Below are 20,779 nucleotides of genomic sequence, written 5' to 3'. Positions count from 1 at the left end.
TCTGTCGCAAATCACCCCGCGGGGCAAGAGAGCGAGCGACGGGGAATGTGATGCGCCGCAGCATCCCCTCCCCGCCTCCGTTTTTGGCGCCGCTCGAAATTCCGTTCGAGCGGAAGGCCCTTACTTCGCGCCGAGCTTCACATCAGAGAACATGCCCGAAGCCGGACCGCCGAAGTCGTATTTCAGACCGAGGAAATAGGTCCGCTGCGGATAGGGGTTCGGATTGACGTAGTATTTCCACCGGCCGATGTTGTCGATTCCGGCGTTCAGCGTCCATTCCCTGGTGATCTTATAGGTCGCCTTGGCGTCGAAGACGAGATATTCGCTGTCCACGCTGCCATAGTTATTATGGTTGAAGTCTGAGTTGTTGAGGCTGACGAAGGCGCCCGTCGCATAGCGCATGCCCGCCGAGATGGAGAACTCGTCGGTCGGCGCATAGGAGGCGACGGCGCGGATGCGGATGCGCGGAATGCGCGGATATTGCATCCCCTGCACCCAGGGCTGCTGATAGTCGGACACGACCTTGGCGTCGGTAAAGGTCACGCTGCCATTGAAGTCGAGGCCCTTCCAAACAACGTCCTTCAGCACGACGGCGCCTTCGACGCCGCGGAAGATCGCCTTTCCGACATTGGAGTTCTGCGTCACGCCGACGCCGGTGGAGAAATCCGTCTGCGAGACGATTGCGTTCCAACGATGGTCCATGAACAGCGAGACGCGCGGCCGCGCCTCGCCGATGAGGCCGTCGAACACATTGGTCGTGACATATTCGCCAGTCAGGTCATAGGAGGTGCCGCTTTCCGGCTGCAAGTCCGGGTTGCTGATCGAGATGGAATTGGGACCAGCGATATTCTGGAACAGCTCCAGCACCGTCGGGAAGCGATAGTAGCGCCCCAACGAGCCGCGCAGATTGAGGTCTGGAAAGACTTGATATTCGATCGCCGCCTTGGGCGAGAAGGTCGGCTTGGCGACAGACGGCAGATAGGGCGGCGTGACCAGCGACGGCGGCCAGCCGGCGAAACCGGGCGTGTATTTTTGGCCGAGCGTGTTGTTGACGCCGCCAAAGGCGCTCCAGAACTCCTCGCGACCGCCGAAGGTCAGCTTCCATTTCGGCGCGAACTCCCAGACGTCTTGCAGATAGACGGCTTTCGTCTCCGTTTTTCCGTAGTTTATCGCCTGGATGGAGTAGTAGTAATTATCGGTGAAGACATTGGTGTTGGTCAGCGTCTGCGAGAGCGAGTAGAGGTCCCAATGCGCGCCGATCGAAACCTCGTGCTTGCCGAGATCGGTCCATTCCGGGCGCCAGATTCCGCGCGCGTCGAAGGTGCGCCAGAAGGTGCCGGTCTGATTGGTGTTGGAGCCCCGAGGATCGATCGAATAGGCGGTTCCGGCCGCATTGGGCAGGAGACCATAGGCCTTGGCGGTGTTGTTGTAGTCGCGCAGGAAATTATAGGACGTTCCCGAGAAGTCGAAGTCGAAGACGCCTCTGGTGTCCGACTTGAACGAGAGCGCCTGCATCAGATGCGAGGCGTTGCCATGGCTGGGATTAACGGTGAACGGGAAGACGGCGCTGCCGACCTGCACATTGCCGTTCTGGGTGTTGTAGATCGGAACGCCATTCGCGTCGCGGATGTAGGTCGTCGGGCGGGTATTGTCGACGAGCGACCAGAAGCCAAGCTGGTAGGCGGCGTGGATCTTGGGCGCGAGCTCATAGTCGAGCTTGATCTTGCCCATGTGCTGCTCTGAATGGTCGGCCTGATTGGCGCCGCCCACGAATCGCGGATTGCCCGCCTGGTCGATGTCCGCGTAGCCGCCGAGAATGCGCGCGCCGGAGCCGGATTTGACATTGCCGCCCGGGAAGGTCTGCGACTGCCCCTGCGCGTCGAGCCGGTCATAGCTGGCCCAGAAAGAGAAATCATTGATCTTGTCGCCGACGAGAATATTCATGTCGCCGGCGAGATTGGTCTCCTTGGAGCCATAGAGCGAATAGGGCTGCAGGCCGGCGTTGCCGGAGAAGTGAAACTCGAAATTCTCCGGCATACGCGTCGTGATCGCCATCACGCCGCCCATGGAATTGCCCGGATAGAGGGCCGAGAAAGGCCCGTAGACGAGGTCGATGCGGTCGATCTCGCCCGGCGACACCATGCCCCAGCGCGGCGCCGTGTTAAAGGAATTGCCGAGCAGATTGGAAAGCAGAATATTGTCGGCGTAGACGAGGTTCTGCGCGCCGGCGATGGGCGAGTTCACGCGCGTCTGCAAAATGCCGTTGCGATCGCCGATGAAGCGCTCGCGCACCAGCACGCTCGGCAGATATTTCATCGTCTCGGCCGTGGTCATTACATTGACCGTGCGGTCGATGTCGGCGCGGGTGACGCTCTCGACCACGGCGGGGATGTTCTCGGGTATGGCGCGGCGGACCGGGACCGCCGCCGGAGCCGGCGCTTGTCCCTCGGAGCCATTCTGGGCGCCGGCGATATCGATGCCGGGAAGCGCCTCCTGCGCCTGCGCCGCAGCGGCGAGCGAGAAAGCCAGCGCGCAGGCGGAGACGCCGCGCAGCAGATGACGATGGTTCATTTTTTTCCTCCTGCGCCTTCGGACGGGCGCTTTCGGACCTGTCGCGGCCGCGGCCTCTCGAGGGCCGGCGCGCGCAGTCTCGACGATGACGGGAAGCTGATGGCGCGCGTTCCAGCAAAGCGCCATGCGCTTTAGCGAAACGTCTCACGGGCTCACGCCGCCGGCCAAAGGGCCGCAGCGTTATCGCTTCAGGAGATGCCGGGGGGCGCGCGGGCGCGCTGCGCCTGGGGGAGACTGAAGCCGAGCCCGATGCGCGCGCCGAATGTCCAATCCGCCTCGGCGACGCTGCGCGGGTCGAGCGCATGGCCCGCGACGGAGAAGAGAAGGAAAGGCGAGAAGCCGGCGAGGCAGCTCTGACAGGCGATGCAGGCGCCGGCGTCCCTGTGGCCACCGATCGGCCCGCGGCGATCGGAGGTACCGTCGATCGCGGCGCAATAGGCGGAGTCCCCACGGCCATGCGCGGCCGCAGGCGGAGCGCCGAGCGCATAGACCACGCTCAGCGTCTGAAGCGCCAGGGCGACAGCCGCCAATAAGCCGCGGAGAGAAAATCGACGCATCGCCACCTGTCGCCGTCGGGAAAGATTATGGCCGAAGCTACGCGCAGCCGAAGGCGTGGGCAATCGAGCCGATACGCCGCCGAGGAGCTTTTCCTTGACCCGTGTCAATTATGTCACAGATTTTGCTACGCGGAGATGGCTCGGCGCCGGCTTTCACAGTGGGCGGCGACGCATTCCACATTTCCCTTCGGCGCGATGCGTCCTAGAGTAGGTCCCATGTATATATCCATCACAAGAGACATTCAGGTCACTGCTCTGCCGGACTTTCTCCACGAGCAGTCGGACCCCGCCAACGATCGCTTCGTCTGGTCCTACACGATCGAGATCGCCAATCTCGGCAAGGAGCGCGTCCAACTCCTGTCACGTCACTGGATCATCATCGACGCTTATGGGCGCAAGGAAGAGGTGAAGGGACCGGGAGTCGTCGGCGAGCAGCCGGTGCTCGAGCCCGGCGAGACGTTCCGCTACGCCTCGGGCTGTCCGCTCACGACGCCCTCCGGACTGATGAAGGGAAGCTATACGATGATCACCCCCCACGGCGAGACCTTCGACATAGAGGTGCCGGCCTTCTCGCTGGACAGCCCGCTTTCTAAGCCGACGCTGAACTGAGCCAGGCGCATGTCAGGCGACATTTCGACGATCGAGCGCGCGATCGAGCTGACCGGACGGCTCGTCGCTTTCGACACGGAGAGCTCCAAGTCTAATCTGGCGCTCATCGATTTCGTCGAATCCTATTTGCGCGCGCAGGATGTGCCCTGCATTCGCGCGCCCAACGCGACGGGCGACAAGGCGGCGATCTTCGCGACGATCGGCCCGCCGATCGCGGGGGGCGTCGTGCTTTCCGGCCATACGGATGTGGTGCCGGTCACGGGCCAGAGCTGGACCGCCGACCCATTCACCCTGCGTCGCGAGGGCGACCGCCTGCTCGGCCGCGGCGCCGTCGACATGAAGGGCTTCGGCGCCGTCTGCCTCGCCATGATTCCCGAGTTCAAGGCGGCGGGGCTCACGCGGCCGATCCACATCTTCCTCAGCTATGACGAGGAGACGACCTGCCTCGGCCCGCTCGATCTCCTGGGGCGCCTCGGCTACGATCTGCCGCGGCCGGCCGCCGCCGTGATCGGCGAGCCGACTTCCATGCAAGTCGCCGACGCGCATAAGAGCGTGACGACCTTCGTCACGCGGGTCCGCGGCTATGAGATTCATTCCGCGAATCTGCATCGCGGCGTCAGCGCCGTGCATGTCGCCTTGCTTCTCGGCGCGGAGCTGCTGCGAATCGGCGAGGAGCTGGCCGCGGCGGGCGACCCCACCGGGCGCTTCGACCCGCCCTACTCCACTCTGCATATCGGCGTGATAGAGGGCGGCACGGCGCGCAATATCGTCGCCAAGGACTGCGTCTTCCATTGGGAGGTGCGCGGCGTGCCGGGAACCGACGCGGCCCGAATCGTCGAGGAGAGGCTTTCCGCCTATTCGGCGGAGCTTATGCAGCGTTACTTCGCGCCCTTCCCCGGAACCGGCATCGAGACGCGAATGGAGGTTGCGGTTCCGGGCCTCGCGCCGCAGCCGGGCTCGCCGGCGGAGACTCTGGCGCTACGGCTCGCCCGCGCCAATCGCACCATCGCCGTACCCTACGCCTCCGAGGCCGGGCACTTCCAGCAGACCGGCATTCCCAGCGTGATCTGCGGCCCCGGCCGCATAGACGAGGCGCATCAGCCGGACGAATATATAGAAGTGGGCGAGCTCGCGGCCTGCGTGGACTTCATGCGCGGCCTCGCCCGAGAGCTCGGCGCCTGAGAGCGCCGAGCCGGGCGCGAGCCTTTAGTAGCAGGCCCAGACCCAATAGCCGGCCCAACGCCAGCACGGCCCGACGCCATAATTATACCAGCGCCCATGCCAATAGCGGCCTCGTCCGCCGTGGCCATAGGCGGGTCCTCCGCGCCAGCCGGGGCCGCCATGCCAGCCGCCGCCGTAGCCGCCGCCATGGCCGCCACCGTGCCAGCCGCCACCGCCATGGCCACCACCATGACCGCCGCCACCGCCGCCGTAATGCTGAGCAAACGCTTCCGACGGCAGCGCGAGCGCGGCGCCCAGCGCGGCGACGAGCGATAATTTCTTGAACATCGGAATTCTCCTCACTTCGCTTCGAAGCGCGCGGAGCCCCTCCGCCCCGATGCTTCCGAGAGGCGACATATTCCCCCGCCGAGGCCGCCGACTGTGAGTTGTCGCACAGACCTCGCCGAATTCCTATCGCCGAAGGCGCCGCAGCGCGGCGCCGGCCGCCATTGATTTCGGGATAGGGCCGGCTATAGTCCGCGCCCGTTGCAAGGCGGCTTCCTGCCGGCACGAAGGCGCGCGCGCCGCTTCTAAGAGATCGAACATGAAATTGATCCAGACCGCCCAAGCTCAGACCGACGCACCCGCGGCGCCTCCCGCTCCGCCCGCCCCGGCTGCTCCCCCCGTTCCGGCGGCTCCCTCGGCGCCGCCCGTCCCGCCCAGCACGACGGTGCAGACGGCGCCGGATGTGGGCGCTCCTCCGGCGGCTCCGGCTCCCGACATGATCACGCAGCTCGTTCCGCTGCTGCTCGTCACCATGATCGTCTATTTCATCGTGCTGCGTCCGCAGGCGCGCCGTACGAAGGAGCAGAAGGAATCGCTGAAGAATGTGCGCCGTGGCGATACGGTCGTCACCAGCGGCGGGCTGATCGGCAAGGTCACCAAGACCATCGACGACGCCGAGGTCGAGGTCGAGATCGCCCAGAACATCCGCGTGCGCGTGCTGCGCTCGGCCGTCACCGAGGTGCGCGCCAAGGGCGAGCCGGTGAAGGATCAGGCGGCCTCGCGCTAGCCTTCTTTCAGAACGCGACGCATCCATCCCGGCCGCCTCCCGGCGCCGGGACCTTTCTTTTAGGACCGCCTCACAGGACCGACGATCCATGCTGCGCTTCGCCACCTGGAAGATCATCGCCATTCTGGCGCTGACGCTCGCCGCCGTTCTCGTCGTCGTCCCCAGCATGCTCGCGCCGGCGAGCGTCAAGGCGCTCGAAAACGCCCTGCCCTCCTGGGCGCAGCCGCGCACCATCGTGCTCGGCCTCGATCTGCAAGGGGGCTCCTATGTGATGCTGGAGGTAGACAAAGCCTCGGTGCTGCACACGCAGGTGACCAATCTGCGCGACGACGTGCGCCGCATCCTGCGCGAGGAGAAGATCGCCATCACCGGCGGCATAGGCGCGCAGACGCGCGGCGTGCAGCTGCGCATCCCCGACGCCGCCGAGCGCGCCAAAGTGCTGCCGAAGTTCCGCAATCTGGCGCAGGGCTTCGGCGCGAAAATCGGCGGCGCGCCGCCGCTGGAGGTGCGCGATTCGGGCGACGGCCTAGTGCAAATCGTCGTCACCGATTCCGGCGTGACCGACAAGGTCCGCCACGCGGTCGATCAGTCGATCGAGGTCATCCGCCGCCGAGTCGACGCGCTCGGCACGCGCGAGGCCAGCATTCAGCGCGAGGGCGACGATCGCATCATCGTCCAAGTGCCCGGCCTGCAGGACCCGGAACAGCTCAAGACCATTCTCGGACAGACCGCCAAGCTGGAGTTCCGCCTCGTCGCCGAGCCGGGCCAGAGCCAGTCCGAGCTCGAGGAGCTCGACCAGGTCGACCAGCCGGGCAAGATCGCCATCGAGAAGCAGATCATGGTGCAGGGCGAGGATTTGACCGACGCCCAGCCCGGCTTCGACCAGCAGCGCGGCGGCGAGCCGGTGGTCAATTTCCGCTTCAACATTCGCGGCGCACAGAAATTCGGTGAGGTCACCTCCAAGAATGTCGGCCGGCTCTTCGCCATCGTGCTCGACAATAAGGTGATATCGGCGCCGCGCATCCTGCAGCCGATCACCGGCGGCTCCGGCCAGATTTCCGGCCATTTCACCGTCGAGCAGGCCAACAACCTGTCGATCTTGCTGCGCGCCGGCGCCCTGCCCGCCAAGCTCGACATCATTGAGGAGCGCACCGTCGGCCCCGGCCTCGGCCAGGATTCGATCGACGCCGGCAAGCGCGCCGCCTATGTCGGCGCCGGCCTCGTCGTCGTCTATATGCTCATCACCTATGGCGTGTTCGGAATCTTCGCCAATCTGGCGCTGTTCGTCCATATCGCCTTCATCTTCGCCGGTCTGGTGCTGCTCGGCTCGACGCTGACGCTGCCGGGCATCGCCGGCATCGTGCTGACGATCGGCATGGCGGTCGACTCCAATGTGCTGATCTATGAGCGTATTCGCGAGGAGCAGCATGCCGGCCGCTCGATCCTCGCCGCGCTGGACGCGGGCTTCAACCGCGCCTTCGCGACCATCGTCGACTCCAATGTCACAATGTTCGTCGCCGCAGCGATCCTCTACTTCCTGGGCTCCGGCCCGGTGCGCGGCTTCGCCGTGTCGCTCGCGCTCGGCATTCTGACGACCATCGTCACCGCCGTCACCATGACGCGGATGATGATCGCGGTCTGGTATCATTACGCGCGCCCGACGCGCCTGCCGATCTGAGGGTGAAACAGATGAAGCTGCTGCGTCTCGCCCCGGAGAACACCAAGTTCCCCTTCATGCGGTTCCGCCGCGTGAGCTACCCCTTCTCGGCCGTGCTCTCGATATGCTCGATTCTGCTGTTCATCTTTAGCGGCATGAATTTCGGCATCGACTTCGCAGGCGGCACGGTCATCGAATTGCGCGCCAAAGCCGGCCAGGCCGAGATCGCGACCCTGCGCCAAACGATCGAGAAGCTCGAGCTCGGCGACGTCGAGGTGCAATCCTTCGGCAATCAATCCGATGCGACCGTCCGCTTCGGACCGCAGAAGGGCGGCGATTCCGCCCAGCAGGCGGCGGTCGAAAAGGTCCGCAGCTCGGTCGGCTCGGATTATGAGCTGCGCCGCGTCGAGGTGGTCGGCCCGCGCGTCTCCGGCGAGCTGGTGCAATCGGGAACGCTCGGCGTCGTGCTGTCGATCATCGCCGTGCTGACCTATTTGTGGTTCCGCTTCGAGTGGCAGTTCGCCATCGGCGCCGTGATCGCGACGATGCACGATCTCCTGCTCACAGTCGGCTTCTTCTCGCTCACGCATCTCGAATTCAATACGACGTCGATCGCGGCGATCCTGACCATCGTCGGCTATTCGCTGAACGAGACTGTCGTCGTGCTCGACCGTATCCGCGAGATGATGCGCAAATACAAGAAGATGCCGACAGATCAAATGATCGATCTCTCGATCAACGCGGTGCTGCCGCGCACCATCATGACGGCGACGACCGTGTTTCTGGCGCTTCTCTCGCTGGCGATCTTCGGCGGCCATGTGATCCGCAGCTTCTCGCTCGCGATGATCTGGGGCATTTTCGTCGCCACCTATTCCTCGGTCTTCATCTGCTCGCCCATGCTGATCTATCTCGGCCTGCGCAATGAGGATGCCGACAAGGCGCCGGAGGCGGCGTCCAGCAAGCCGACCGCCAAGGCGACGACGCGCGCCAAGCCCAAAGCGGCCTGATGGCCGAGCTGGGTCGAGGCTTCGTTCCGGGCCGCCACAGGATCGAGACCTATGGCGGCGGCGGCTTTCGCTTCGCGGAAATGTCGCATCGCGGATCGCTGCTCGCCCTGCCCTCGGGGATTCATGCGCTGGAGGCCGTCGCCGCGGCGGAGATCGACGAGGCCACGCTCGCGCCGCTCTTCGACGAGAGCGCCGGCGCGGTCGAGCTGCTGATCTTCGGCTCAGGCGAGAATTTGCGACCGCCCTCGGCCGCCTTGCGCGCGCGGCTGAAGCAGGCGGGAATCATGGTCGAGGCCATGGCCACCGGCGCAGCCGTTCGCACCTATAATATGCTGCTCGACGAGGACCGCCGCGTCGCCGCCGTGCTGATCGTGGTGTGAGCCGAGGTTTTTCGCCCATGGACGAGGCCGCGACGACCGAGCGCGAGACGGAGCTCGCCGACCATTACCGCCATTGCGAGGCCGCGCTGCGCGAGCAGGATCTCGACCTCTGGCTCGCCTGCCTGTTCGCGCCGGCGCAGGCGCGGCCGCATCTCCATGCGATCGGCGCTTTCTGCGCGGAGATTTCCAGCGTGCGGGCGCGCGTCTCGCAGCCGATTCTCGGCGAGATGCGGCTGCGCTGGTGGTACGATTCGCTGGAGGCGCCGGCCGATAGCGAGGGCGCCCGCGCCCATCCGATCGCCGACGCTCTTTTCGATACGCTCAACCGCTGCGCCATCCCCAGCGAGGAGGTCGTCGAGCTGCTCGAGGCTCATAGCTTCGATTTCTATGACGAGCAGATGGAGAGCCTCGCGGCGCTGGAGACCTATAGCGACCGCGTTTTCGGCGCGCCTCTGCGCTGGCGCGCCCGCGTCATCGACGCCGAGGACGCCGCACGGCAGGAGGAGGCGCTGCGCTTCGCCGGGCGCGCCTATGGCCTCACGGCGATTCTGCGCGCTCTTCCCCGCCATTTGGCGCAGGGTCAGCGATTCTTGCCGCTCGATCTTCTCGCGCGCCATCGCGCCGAGAGCGATTTCGTCGAGGCGAAGCTCACGCCAGCGCTCGCCGCCGCTCTGGCGGAGCTGCGCGGCAAGGCGCGCAATAATTTCGAAAAGGCGCGCAAAGCCGTGCGCGGCGATGGCGCAGCGCGCGCGGCGCTGCTGCCCGCAGCATTGATTCCGCTCTATCTCGGCGCGATGGAGCGCAAAGGGTTCGATCCGCTCCATATGATCGCCGAGCCGGCGCAATGGCGGCGGCAATGGCGGCTATGGCGCGCGGCAAGGGGGCGCGGCATATAGTCCTGCGGAAAATCGCTGCGGAGCACGGGCGAAACGCGCTACAAATCGCAGAGCCGCGCGTCTCGCGCTGCTGCAATTTTCGAGACGAAGCCGCCTCATGACAAACTCCGCCGACGCCGATTTCGGCCATCAGGCCCGCCAGCTTCGCGTCGACACGCTCATCATCCTGCGCTGGCTGGCGATCGCCGGCCAGACCTTCGCAACGCTCGTCACCTTCTTCTATTTTCAGTTCGATTTTCCGATCGGGCTGAGCTTCATCGCCATCGCGACCTCGGCCTGCCTCAACGCCGCGCTGCGCCTGGCGACGACGCGCACCTTCCGCCTCGACGACGGCGAGGCGGCGCTGCTCTTGTCCTATGACATATTGCAGCTCTCGGCCCTGCTCTATCTCACCGGCGGCGTCGCCAATCCTTTCGCCATGCTGTTTCTGGCGCCGGTGATGATCTCGGCCGTGTCGCTGCCGCGCAAGCTGACCATTCTGCTCGGCGTGCTGATGATCGCCTCGGCGACGATACTGACCGTCGAGTTTCAGCCTTTGCCGTGGTACGAGGGCGTCGAGCTGCATTTCCCGCTGCTCTATCGCACCGGCGTCTGGACCGCGCTGGTGCTGAGCGCGGCCTTCGTCGGCCTCTACGCCGCGCGCGTTTCGGACGAGGCGCGGCAATTGTCGACGGCGCTGGCGGCGACGGAGCTGGTGCTGGAGCGCGAGCAGCATCTCTCGCAGCTGGACGGCCTCGCGGCGGCCGCCGCGCATGAGCTGGGCACGCCGCTCGCGACCATCGCCGTGGTGACGAAGGAGCTGCAGAAATCCGCGCCCGCGACGGCGCCGGCGCTCGCCGACGATCTCGCTCTGCTCGCGCAGGAGGCGCGGCGCTGCCGAGATATTCTGCGCAAGCTCGTCTCGCTCGGCCAAGCAGATACGGGCGGCCTGCTCGACATGCAGACGCTCGAGACCATGCTCGAGGAAGTGATCGAGCCGCATCGCGCCTTCGGCGTGGACATAGAGCTGACGCGGCGCGGCCCACCCGCCGAGCCGAGCTTCTCGCGCAATCCCGGCATCGTCTACGGCCTCGGAAATCTCGTCGAGAACGCCGTCGACTTCGCCCACTCGCGCGTCCGCATAGAGGCCTTGTGGTCCAAGGAGCTCGTCGTCATCGTCATAGAGGATGACGGCCCCGGCTTCTCGCAGGCGATTCTCAATCGCCTCGGCGATCCGTATGTCAGCGGACGTCCGACCGATCGGCGCACCAAGAACGAGCCCGGCTCCGGCCTCGGCCTCGGCCTCTTCATCGCCAAGACGCTGCTCGAGCGCTCCGGCGCGACCGTGACGACGGCCAATGTGCAATCCCCGCAGACAGGCGCCAAGGTGACGATCTCCTGGCCCCGCACGGCGCTGGAGCGCTCCGTCGGCGCCGCCGAGGGAGGCGGGCGCGAGCGTGGCTTAGACCAACAAACGCCTTCGTCCGACGCGGCGTGATGCTATATTGAATAATCCCAAACCAGGACGACGACGCATGATCGACGACGCTGGCGCAGCCGAACACACCGATTTCGATGCGGCCGTGGAGGCCGCGCTCGGGGAGCTCCCGCAGGAGCGCTCGCTGCTGATCGTGGAGGACGACAAGCCCTTCCTCAGCCGGCTCACGCGCGCGATGGAGGCGCGCGGATTTCTCGTCACCGCGGTCGAGAGCGTCGCCGACGGACTGGCAGCCGTCGAAGCCGCCCCGCCCGCCTTCGCCATCATCGACATGCGGCTCGGCGACGGCAATGGCCTCGACGTCATCTCCTCGCTCAAGGTGAAGCGGCCGGACGCGCGCGGCATCATCCTCACCGGCTATGGCAATATCGCCACGGCGGTGACGGCGGTGAAGCTCGGCGCCTTCGACTATCTGGCCAAGCCCGCCGACGCCGACGAAATCTATCATGCGCTGATGGCGACGAAGATCGACAAGCCCGACGCGGTCGACAATCCCATGTCGGCGGATCGCGTGCGCTGGGAGCATATTCAGCGCGTCTATGAGAGCTGCGACCGCAATGTGTCGGAGACGGCGCGCCGCCTCAACATGCATCGCCGCACCCTGCAGCGCATATTGGCCAAGCGTGCGCCGAGATGAGCGCGCCGCGATGACGCACGGCGGCGCGGGTCAGAATTCGTCGCGATGCAGGGCGTAGTGAAGCCGCTCCGCCGCCGCGCCGGCGAAACGCAGCAGCATGGCCTTGCGGCTGGCCGGAGCGAGCTTATGGACCGGCGCCTCGCGCGTCAGCATGGCGCCATGCGCGTCGGCGACGATGAGGCCGGCGTCCGCGGGAAAGGCCTCCTCGGAAAGATCGCAGGGAATGGCGAAATAAAAGCGATCACAATGGAGGCGATAATCCATCCATTTGCGATCGGCGCGGAAATCGGCGAGCGAGCTCTTCACCTCGATGATGCGCAATGCGCCATCCGGCGCGAGAGCGACGAGATCGGCCCGCCGCCCGCCCGGCAGCGGCAGCTCCGCGAGGACGGAAAAACCCGCCGCGCGCAAATAGCGGCGCGCGCCGCGCGTCACGAGACGGGCGTTTTGCTCGCGCAGACTTTCCAGCGGAGAGGCGGACTCCATCGCATAATCTCGGAATGGCGGGAGAGCGAGAGGTCGGCCATTGTGCCCATGAGGCGACGCGCCGCGCAAGCGTCGAAGCAAATCGCCGGGCGTTGAGGGAGAGCAGGTCGAATGAGAATCCTCGCCGCATGTCTGTTCGCGCTCGGGGGCGCCATGGGCGCGCAGGGCGCCGAGCGGGTCGTCAACATCTTCAATTGGAGCGATTATATCGACCCGCGCGTGCTCGAGGATTTCACCCGCGAGACGGGCGTCAAGGTCGTCTACGACACCTATGATTCCAACGAGATATTGGAGACGCGCCTGCTCGCCGGCGCCGCCGGCTATGATGTCGTCGTTCCCTCGGCGACCTTTCTGCAAAGGCAGATCAAGGCCGGCGTCTATCGCCCGCTCGACAAGAGCCGGCTGAAGAATATCGACAATGTCTGGCCGGAGATCGCGCAGCGTCTCTCGCGCTATGATCCGGGCAACGCCCATGCCGTGAGCTATATGTGGTTCACCACCGGCGTCGCTTATAATGTCGCAAAGATCAAAGAGCGCATCGGCGACAAGCCGATCACCTCCTGGGACCAGGTGCTGAAGCCGGAAAATCTGCGCAAATTCGCCGATTGCGGCGTCTATGTGCTCGATAGTCCCGAAGATCTCTTCTCGATCACGCTCAATTATCTGAAGCTCGATCCCAATTCCAAGGATCCGGGCGACATTCGGCGCGCCGCCGATCTGCTCTCCGGCCTGCGGCGGCACATAAAGAAATTCCACTCCTCGGAATATATCAACGCGCTCGCCAATGGCGACATTTGCCTCGCCATCGGCTGGGCCGGCGACAGCTTCCAGGCGCGCAATCGCGCGCGCGAGGCCGCCAATGGCGTCGAGATCGCTTATGTGATCCCGCAGGAAGGGACGTTGATGTCGCTCGACAGCCTCGCCATCCCCAAGGACGCGCCGCACCCGGACGAGGCGCATCTCTTCATCGATTATCTGCTGCGGCCGGAGGTCGCCGCCCGCAACACCAAGATCACCAATTTCGCCAATGGCGTCGGCGCCTCGCGGCCGCTGGTGGACAAGGAGATCGCCGACAATCCGGCCATCTATCCCGATGCGGCGACGATGAAGCGCCTCTTCACCGTCACGGCGCCGGATCAGCCGATCCAGAAGATCGTCACCCGCGAATGGACGCGGGTGAAGACCGGCCGCTGAGAAAAACGGTTCGCCTCTTGCTCCGAGTGGGATGGCGGCGCCGCCGCCGTCTCATTCTGAAACAGGACGGAGCCATCGATGATCCGCGCGACCGAACGCAAGAAGACGCTGTTCCTGGTCTCGACGGCCACACAGCCTTGCGGCGTCGAATCCTTCGCCCGCCATGTGGCGGCGCGCTGGGGCGAGCTCGGCCTCGAGGCGCAACGGCTCGCCGTCTCCGGCAAGCTCGGCGATTGGGCGGCGATCTGGCGCGCGCTCGGCGAGGTCGACGCCATTGCGATCAATCTGCCGGTCGTGGCCTGGAAAAAGGTCGTGCTTACGCCGCTCGTCGCGCTCATCCTCGCGCTGCTGCGCGGGCGCGGCCGTGTCCTCGTCCTGCATGAATGGGCCGATCTCGACTGGCGCCGCCGTCTCATCGTCTCCGTCTACGCCCTCTTCGCGCAGCGTTTCGTCTTCTCCTCGCCCTTCGTGCGCGAGGGCTTCGCCAAAGGCGCCGTCACGCGCTTTCTGGCCGCCCGCAGCGCCATCGCGCCCATCCCCTCCAATATTCCGCCGACCGCGCCGGATGGCCCCTCCCCGCTCGCCGAACGCATTGGCGCCGCGCGCGCCGAGGGGCGCATCGTCATCGGCCATTTCGGCTCGATCTATCCCAAGAAGCAATCCGACTTCGTGCTCGATGTCGCAGCGAGGCTGCGCGACTCCGGCCGGCCGGTCCTCTGCCTCTTCATCGGCGGCTTCGTCAAAGGCGTCGATCGCATCGAGGAGGATTTCCGCGCCAAGACGCAGGCGCTCGGCCTCGCCGAGGATTGCCTCGTGACCGGCTATGTCGACGGCCATCGCGATCTGCATGCGCTCTTTGCCGAGGTCGACTGCTTCCTCTATCGCTTTCCCGAAGGGCTCACCTCGCGCCGCGGCAGCGTGCTCGCCTGCCTGCAATCCGGCAAGCCGGTGATCGTCAATGCGCCGCGCGAGGCGGGCGAATTCGACCATCATCGCGCCTATCGCCGCGCCATCGCCGACGGCTCGCTGAAGCTGCTCGCCAATGACGCCGATGCGCGCGCTTATGCGGACTGCCTCGCGCGCACGGAAAGCCTGCCGTCACGCTCGCTCTCGCCGCTCTACGATCAGTGCTGGCGCGACGCGGCCGCCGCGATCGCCGCCACGCTCGACGTCGAGCCCATGAGCGCCGCGCCGTTTCCCGCCGAGTGAAGAAAAGGTCGGCCGCTCAGGCGGTCTTGCGCGTCTCCGCGCGACGGCGCGCATCGCGGCGCGGCAGCCAGGGATCGCTATGATCGACTCGCAAAATCACCGCGATCTTGGCGCGCAGCGCCGCGGGAAGCTCGGCGATCGCTGTCTCTTCATCCTGATCGCGGCCGAGCACCGGCGCCACAAAGTCGAGCCGCTCGAACATGCTCTCGTCCGAGCCGACGCCATCGCAGAGCACAATGTCGACCTCCGCCGGAATGCCGTCGCGGAAGCCATCGACGATGCGTTCCACGGCGCCCGCCGCGCGCGAGCGTCGATCGATCGCCGGCAGCGCCAGCAGCACACTGTCGCCGGTGCGCACAAAAGGATCGTCGGCGTCGCCGAACGCCTCGAGCCCGTCCTCTATGAGAACGGTGAGCGCCGCATGATCGCGGTCCGCATCGACGAGCGCCACCTCGAGATGCTGCAGCCGCAGCGCCAGAGCGATATTGACGGCCATCACCGTGCGAATGGAGCCGGGCGCATCGCCGACCAGCCCGATGACGAGCGGCCGATGCGCGCTCTCGGCGACCAGCGCGCCGAAGCGCGACACCACCGCCTCGAGCTCGCGGCGATCGGCGAAAGGCCGCACGAAAGGAATGCCGAGCCGCGTCAGCTCGAGCCTCTCCGGCCCCGCCGTCGGCCCGCGCACGGTGAATTTCGTCGCATCGGTCACAGCGACGCGCACCGGCTCGGTCTCGACATCGCGACGCGGACCAGACTCGGGCGCGCCGCCAAATCCGCGCTCACGCAGAAAAGCGAGGCCGAGACCCAGAGTGAGGCCGGCGACGAAGCCCGCGCCCGTCATCAGCCCGGCGCCGGGCGGAAAGCTGCGCGCGATCGGCGGCGTCGCCATTGTGATGATATGCGTGCTGGCGGCGTCGAGCTGCCGCGCCTCGCCGGTCTGACGCGAGCGCGTGAGGAAGGATTCGTAGATCGTGCGGCTGACCTCGACCTCGCGCTCGAGATCGCGAAGCTTGACCGAAGCTTGCGCCGAGACGACGGCCTTGCCCTCGAGCTTCTGCATCTCGCGGTTCAGCGCCTCCTCGGTGCTGCGCGCGCGCTCATAATCCTTGCGCAACGAAACGGCGACGCGCGCCAGCTCGGTATTGACGAGGCGCTTGGTCTCGGCGAGCCGCGCCGTCGCATTTTTGACGACCGGATGCTGCGGCCCGAGCTCGGCGGAGAGATCGGCGAGCTTTTGCGCCGCCTCCGCCTGCTGGCCGCGCAGCGCGTTCAACGTCATCAAATTCATATTGGCGGCGATGGCCGCGAGCTCCGTGTCCGAATGCGCCGCGCGCTGCACCTGCTCGAAGCGCGAGCGCGTGTCCTCGAGCCGGGTGCGGGCGAAGGTGAGCTGCTGATTGAGCTCTTTCAGCCGCTGCTCGTCTATGTAGGAATCGCGCGTGCCGACGAAGCCGTTCTCCGCCTTATAGGCCTCGACGGATTTTTCCGCGGCGAGCAGACGCTCGCGCAGCCCGTCGAGACGCCCGGTGAAGGAGGTCGCCGCCTGCTGCGCGGCGTCCTTATGCATCGTCGAGCGCACATCGATATAGGCCTGCGCCACAGCATTGGCGATGCGCGCCGATTTCTGCGCATTGTCGCTCGAGGCGGCGATGTCGATGATAAAGGTGCGCTCGGGACGGCGCACCATGACTTTCGTGCCGAGAGCGCGCACGGCGCCGTCGACGATCTCCTCCTTCGTCGGCGCGCGGCCGAAGCGGCCGAACAACTTGCCGAACAAGGACGTCGATGCGCCGAACTCGGGATCGTCGGTGAGCTTCTCCGCCTCCACGACGCGCTCGAGCACGACCTGCGAGGTCAAGATGCGCGTCTGCGTCTCGACGAAATTGATGAAGCCGGTCGAATCCTGGCCCTGATTGGCGTCGCCCTCGAGACCGGGAAGCCCGCGCGGATCGAGATAGATCTGCGCGGCCGCGACATAGCGCGGCGTCAGCAGCTTGGTGAGCGCATAGCCGCCGACCGCGCAGGCGAGCGCGACGGACAGGATGAAAAGCTTGTTGCGAAGCGCGAGCGAGATCAAGCGTCCCGGCGTCAGCGAGGAGCGCGCGCGCGGAGGCTCCGCGGCCATGGGCCGCTGGCTTTCTGCGAGACTTTTCGACCCGGATTCATAATCCAACATCACGCGAGTTCCGTTCCGACGTCGAACAAGCGAGCACAGTCCCGCATTCGCGTTGAAGGCGAATGTTCCATTTCATGGTTAACGTTTCTTAAACTCCTCTCTCTCATTCATCCTCTTCATGTCGAAAATAGGGTCCGCGGAGACGATTCGCCACGTTTCACGGTCATGACAGAATTCGAGACGCCTCGAGTGTCTCAGCCATGTCCAGAGCATCATAGCCGCGTATCATTTTCACGCAAATGGCCGCGTATTTCTTGCCTGAACGGGTCAAATTTTATGGAACGAATTTGGCAATGATCAAATCCGCAAACTGTTCACCAACGAGCGGCAATTTAGCTGAAAATGCTGCGCGAGCGCGTATGGTGACGATGAACCTCGAGCTTGGTCGATGGAGATAATGATGCTCGATACGATTAGACGACTCGTCGACGAACAAGGTCGCTTGGCCGTGGCCGCCGAAGCGATCGGCGACAACGCCGATCTCTACGCCACGGGCCTCACATCTTTCGCCGCGGTCCAGCTGATGCTGGCGCTCGAAGAGACCTTCGACGTCGAATTCCCCGACCGCATGCTCAACCGTCGCAGCTTCTCCTCGATCGCCTCGATCGCCGGCTGCCTGCACGAGCTCAAGGAAGCCGCCTGATGAATGCGCCACTCGATCGCGGAGCGAATGTCGTTGCGACGGCCGCCCGCCACGCCGACGATGTCGATCGCAAAGGCCGCTTCCCGATCGAAGCGTTTCAGGCCCTCAAGGACGCACGCCTGCTCTCGCTGCAGATCCCGATCGAATTCGGCGGCGGCGGAGCCTCGCTCGCGGATGTCGCGGAGCTCTGCACGTCGCTCGGCCAGCATTGCGCCTCGACCGCGATGGTCTTCGCCATGCATCAGATCAAAGTGTCGAGCCTCATCGCGCATGGCCGCGGCAGCGCCTGGCACGAGAGCTTCATGCGCCGCGTCGCCGACGAGCAGCTGCTGCTCGGCTCTGCGACGACGGAAGGCGGCGTCGGCGGCAATATGCGCAACAGCATTTGCGCCTTCGAGCGTGACGGCGCGACATTCCGCATCGCCAAGGAAGGCGCGCTGATTTCCTACGGCGCCTATTCGGACGCGATCCTCGTCACCGCGCGCCGCTCGGCAGACGCTCCGCCCTCCGATCAGCTGATGGCCGTGCTCGAGAAAAGCCAATATCGGCTCGATCGTACCGGCGGCTGGGATGCGCTCGGCATGCGCGGCACTTGCAGCGAAGGCTTCACCTTCAGCGGCGAGGCCCCCGTCGAGCAAATATTCACCCATGACTTCGCCGAGATCGCCTCCGAGTCCATGCTCGCGACCGCGCATCTCCTGTGGAGCGCGGTTTGGTACGGCGTCGCCTCTGACGCGCTCTCGCGCGCGCAATCCTTCGTGCGCAAGGACGCACGTCGTCATCCCAATGGCCCGGCTCCCGGCGCGCTGCGCCTCGCCGAGGCGACGGCCAAGCTACAACTCATGCGCTCCAATATCGTCCAAGGGCTGAAGCGCTTCGCCAAGGCGCAGAAGAACGAGGATGATCTCAATTCGATGAGCTTCGCCGTCGCGATGAACAACATCAAGATCGGCTCGTCGCAGCTCTCGATCGAGATCATCAATCATGCGCTGCTGATCGCCGGCATCGCCGGCTACAAGAACGACACGCCCTTCAGCGTCGGCCGCCATATGCGCGACGCGCTCTCGGCGCAGGTGATGATCTCCAATGATCGCATCTTCACCAATCTGTCCACCATGCTGCTCGCGCAGCGCATCGACCAGCGGCTGGGAGACTGACCCATGTGCCAGGCCTGCGACAGCTTCCTCGATCGCCTCTTCGCCAAGGGCGTTCTGCATGAGACCGGCGTCGACGGACTCTATGGCCGTGGGCAGGCCTTCGAGGCGGTCATAGAGGGAATGGATCGGCTGATCACGCGCCTCGCCGAAGGCGATCACGCCGAGGTCATCCGCTTTCCGCCCGGCATGAATCGCGCGCTCTTCGAGAAGAGCGGCTATATGAAGAATTTCCCGCAGCTCGCCGGCACGGTGCACAGCTTCGCCGGAAGCGAGAAGGACCATCTCGCCCTTCTCGACAATATTCACAACGGCGGCGACTGGACCGGCGGTCAGGGCGCGACCGACATCGTGCTCACGCCCGCCGCCTGCTATCCGCTCTATCCGATCGTCGCGCGCCGCGGCCAGCTCGCGCCCGAGGGCGGCCTTTTCGACATTCAATCCTATTGCTTCCGTCACGAGCCGTCGAAGGATCCGGCGCGCATGCAAATGTTCCGCATGCGCGAGTTCGTTCGCATCGGCCTGCCGGAGCAGGCCGCGAGCTTCCGCGAATCCTGGCTGGAGCGCGCCCGCGGCTTCGCCGAGACGCTCGAGCTGCCGCATCATATCGATGTGGCGAATGATCCATTCTTTGGCCGCGCCGGACGCATGATGGCCTCGAGCCAGCGCGAGCAGGCGCTGAAATTCGAGCTTTTGGTGCCGATCGAGAGCACGGAAAATCCGACCGCGTGCCAGAGCTTCAACTATCATCAGGACCACTTCGGCGAGCTCTGGGGCATCAAGACCGCTTCGGGCGAGACGGCGCATACCGCATGCGTCGGCTTCGGCATGGAGCGCCTCGCCCTCGCCTTGTTCAAACATCACGGGATCGACACCAATGGCTGGCCGACCTCAGTCCGCGCTGCTCTCTCTCTCTGACGCAGAGCTTTCGCCGCCGAAGCCGGCGAAGCCGCATTTCCGTCACGCGCTGCATCATGCAGAGCGTGATTGGCCGCAGACCAATTGCTATGTCGATCTCATGATCGAGCTCGTCGCCATGCGCGGCTTCGAGCCGGAGGCCATGCTCGGCTTCACGCTGGCGCAGGATTACGAAGAAGATCAGTTCACCTTCTTCAAGCCCCGCCTCGCCGATCTCGAGCGTCTCTACGGCCTGCGCGTCGAGGAGCTGGCGCTCTATGATCGACTGGACGATCACATCGCGCGCCAGACCACGCGCGGCCGCGTGGTGATGGTGGAGGTGGACGGCTATCATCTGCCGGACACGCGCGGCGTCACCTATCGCATCGATCACTCCAAGACGACGATCGGCGTCACGGAAATCGATCTTTCCGCGCGGCGGATCGACTATTTCCACAATGACGGCTATTTCGCGCTCGACGGCGAGGACTTCGACGCGATCTTCGGCCGCGCCGGCGAGGCGCGCGATCTCGCCGCTCTGTTTCCTTACGCCGAATTCGTGCGCTTCGACCGCGAGCGCACACATGCGGATTTGCGCGGAGCGGCGGAAGAGCTGGCGAGCGAGCATTTCGCGCGCCGCCCCAGCGACAATCCGATCCGCGCCTTCGCCGCGCGCTTCCCCGCGCTGTGGAATGTGCTGGAAGCGCGCCCGCCGTGCTTCTTCCACAGCCTCGCCTTCAACACGTTTCGCCAGCTCGGCGCCAATTTCGAGCTGCTCGGCAGCCATCTCGATTGGCTGCGGCCGGATGGCGATCTCGCCGCCGAGGCGAACGCCTGCCGACGCATTTCGGCCGGCGCCAAGGCGATGCAGTTCCAGGCGGCGCGCGCCTCTGCGCGCAAGCGCGTCTATGATCCGCGCGAGACGCTCGACGAGCTCGCCGGCGTCTATGACGGCTTGTTCGGAGGTCTCTCGGCGAAGCTGCGCTGAGGCCG

The 20,779-nt window shown here is 65.3% G+C and carries 20 protein-coding genes; 15 read left to right on the top strand and 5 right to left on the bottom strand.

Annotation, left to right across the window (positions count from 1 at the left end):
* Positions 1 to 120: 120 nt before the first annotated feature.
* Together A1351_RS04535 and A1351_RS04530 are read right to left on the bottom strand one after the other, a co-directional pair.
* Positions 121 to 2,571, bottom strand: coding sequence for a TonB-dependent receptor (locus A1351_RS04535; protein ID WP_051465511.1), 2,451 nt, complete (start codon positions 2,569 to 2,571; stop codon positions 121 to 123).
* A gap of 188 nt (positions 2,572 to 2,759) precedes the next feature.
* Entirely contained in the window at positions 2,760 to 3,101 is a 342-nt protein-coding gene (locus A1351_RS04530) for a hypothetical protein (protein ID WP_064032338.1), read from the bottom strand.
* A 243-nt stretch (positions 3,102 to 3,344) separates the two neighbouring features.
* Here A1351_RS04530 and apaG point away from each other — a divergent pair, with 243 nt between their 5' ends.
* A complete protein-coding gene (apaG, locus tag A1351_RS04525) occupies positions 3,345 to 3,737 on the top strand; it encodes a Co2+/Mg2+ efflux protein ApaG (protein ID WP_024879690.1) in 393 nt (130 codons plus the stop codon).
* 9 nt (positions 3,738 to 3,746) lie between these two features.
* Positions 3,747 to 4,919, top strand: coding sequence for an acetylornithine deacetylase (gene argE / locus A1351_RS04520; protein WP_064032337.1), 1,173 nt, complete (start codon positions 3,747 to 3,749; stop codon positions 4,917 to 4,919).
* Positions 4,920 to 4,943: 24 nt separating this feature from the next.
* On the opposite strand, the gene A1351_RS25145 is transcribed toward argE, so the two are convergent.
* Positions 4,944 to 5,246, bottom strand: a complete 303-nt coding sequence (locus A1351_RS25145; RefSeq protein ID WP_064032336.1) for a hypothetical protein — start codon at positions 5,244 to 5,246, stop codon at positions 4,944 to 4,946.
* A 433-nt stretch (positions 5,247 to 5,679) separates the two neighbouring features.
* Here A1351_RS25145 and yajC point away from each other — a divergent pair, with 433 nt between their 5' ends.
* The 7 genes from yajC (at position 5,680) to A1351_RS04480 (ending at position 12,024) form a co-directional block, all read left to right on the top strand.
* The gene (yajC, locus tag A1351_RS04510; protein ID WP_036290817.1) at positions 5,680 to 5,970 is read left to right on the top strand and encodes a preprotein translocase subunit YajC; all 291 of its coding nucleotides are present in this window, start codon (positions 5,680 to 5,682) and stop codon (positions 5,968 to 5,970) included.
* 88 nt (positions 5,971 to 6,058) lie between these two features.
* A complete protein-coding gene (gene secD / locus A1351_RS04505; protein ID WP_024879686.1) occupies positions 6,059 to 7,648 on the top strand; it encodes a protein translocase subunit SecD in 1,590 nt (529 codons plus the stop codon).
* A gap of 11 nt (positions 7,649 to 7,659) precedes the next feature.
* Entirely contained in the window at positions 7,660 to 8,634 is a 975-nt protein-coding gene (gene secF / locus A1351_RS04500) for a protein translocase subunit SecF (protein ID WP_064032335.1), read from the top strand.
* On the top strand, positions 8,634 to 9,014 hold the full coding sequence (locus A1351_RS04495; RefSeq protein ID WP_064032334.1) for an Mth938-like domain-containing protein: 381 nt from the start codon (positions 8,634 to 8,636) through the stop codon (positions 9,012 to 9,014). Before secF ends, A1351_RS04495 begins: the two co-directional genes overlap by 1 nt.
* 17 nt (positions 9,015 to 9,031) lie before the next feature.
* The gene (locus A1351_RS04490; RefSeq protein ID WP_064032333.1) at positions 9,032 to 9,910 is read left to right on the top strand and encodes a squalene/phytoene synthase family protein; all 879 of its coding nucleotides are present in this window, start codon (positions 9,032 to 9,034) and stop codon (positions 9,908 to 9,910) included.
* A gap of 97 nt (positions 9,911 to 10,007) precedes the next feature.
* A complete protein-coding gene (locus A1351_RS04485) occupies positions 10,008 to 11,387 on the top strand; it encodes an ActS/PrrB/RegB family redox-sensitive histidine kinase (protein ID WP_064032332.1) in 1,380 nt (459 codons plus the stop codon).
* A gap of 37 nt (positions 11,388 to 11,424) precedes the next feature.
* A complete protein-coding gene (locus A1351_RS04480) occupies positions 11,425 to 12,024 on the top strand; it encodes an ActR/PrrA/RegA family redox response regulator transcription factor (protein ID WP_026598455.1) in 600 nt (199 codons plus the stop codon).
* 30 nt (positions 12,025 to 12,054) lie between these two features.
* Here the strand turns inward: A1351_RS04480 and A1351_RS04475 are convergent, their stop codons facing one another.
* The gene (locus tag A1351_RS04475; RefSeq protein ID WP_026598454.1) at positions 12,055 to 12,510 is read right to left on the bottom strand and encodes an MmcB family DNA repair protein; all 456 of its coding nucleotides are present in this window, start codon (positions 12,508 to 12,510) and stop codon (positions 12,055 to 12,057) included.
* 111 nt (positions 12,511 to 12,621) lie between these two features.
* On the opposite strand from A1351_RS04475, the gene A1351_RS04470 reads away from it, so the two are divergent.
* Both A1351_RS04470 and A1351_RS04465 read left to right on the top strand, forming a co-directional pair.
* Positions 12,622 to 13,704: a polyamine ABC transporter substrate-binding protein gene (locus A1351_RS04470; RefSeq protein ID WP_051592440.1), complete on the top strand. Its 1,083-nt coding sequence runs from the start codon at positions 12,622 to 12,624 to the stop codon at positions 13,702 to 13,704.
* A 78-nt stretch (positions 13,705 to 13,782) separates the two neighbouring features.
* Positions 13,783 to 14,913 carry a glycosyltransferase gene (locus A1351_RS04465; protein ID WP_024879678.1) on the top strand — a complete coding sequence of 377 codons (1,131 nt, stop codon included), beginning with the start codon at positions 13,783 to 13,785 and terminating at the stop codon, positions 14,911 to 14,913.
* Between the two features lie 16 nt (positions 14,914 to 14,929).
* On the opposite strand, the gene A1351_RS04460 is transcribed toward A1351_RS04465, so the two are convergent.
* The gene (locus A1351_RS04460) at positions 14,930 to 17,041 is read right to left on the bottom strand and encodes a GumC family protein (RefSeq protein ID WP_064032331.1); all 2,112 of its coding nucleotides are present in this window, start codon (positions 17,039 to 17,041) and stop codon (positions 14,930 to 14,932) included.
* Positions 17,042 to 17,492: 451 nt separating this feature from the next.
* On the opposite strand from A1351_RS04460, the gene A1351_RS04455 reads away from it, so the two are divergent.
* The 4 genes from A1351_RS04455 to A1351_RS04440 are packed head-to-tail and all read left to right on the top strand — an operon-like array spanning position 17,493 to position 20,774.
* Positions 17,493 to 17,735 carry an acyl carrier protein gene (locus tag A1351_RS04455; protein ID WP_024879676.1) on the top strand — a complete coding sequence of 81 codons (243 nt, stop codon included), beginning with the start codon at positions 17,493 to 17,495 and terminating at the stop codon, positions 17,733 to 17,735.
* Positions 17,735 to 18,892 (top strand): acyl-CoA dehydrogenase family protein, encoded by a 1,158-nt coding sequence (locus tag A1351_RS04450; protein WP_024879675.1) that lies wholly within the window; start codon positions 17,735 to 17,737, stop codon positions 18,890 to 18,892. Before A1351_RS04455 ends, A1351_RS04450 begins: the two co-directional genes overlap by 1 nt.
* A 3-nt stretch (positions 18,893 to 18,895) precedes the next feature.
* Complete coding sequence (locus A1351_RS04445) at positions 18,896 to 19,807, top strand: amino acid--[acyl-carrier-protein] ligase (protein ID WP_024879674.1); 912 nt, start codon at positions 18,896 to 18,898, stop codon at positions 19,805 to 19,807.
* Positions 19,767 to 20,774, top strand: a complete 1,008-nt coding sequence (locus A1351_RS04440) for a DUF1839 family protein (protein WP_036308783.1) — start codon at positions 19,767 to 19,769, stop codon at positions 20,772 to 20,774. The genes A1351_RS04445 and A1351_RS04440 overlap by 41 nt, the downstream gene beginning before the upstream one ends.
* Positions 20,775 to 20,779: the final 5 nt, after the last annotated feature.

This window comes from Methylosinus sp. R-45379 (genome assembly GCF_001644125.1).
In the GTDB taxonomy this organism is placed as follows: domain Bacteria; phylum Pseudomonadota; class Alphaproteobacteria; order Rhizobiales; family Beijerinckiaceae; genus Methylosinus.
Note: the sequence above shows the minus strand (reverse complement) of the source record. Positions and strands in the feature narration are given on the sequence as shown.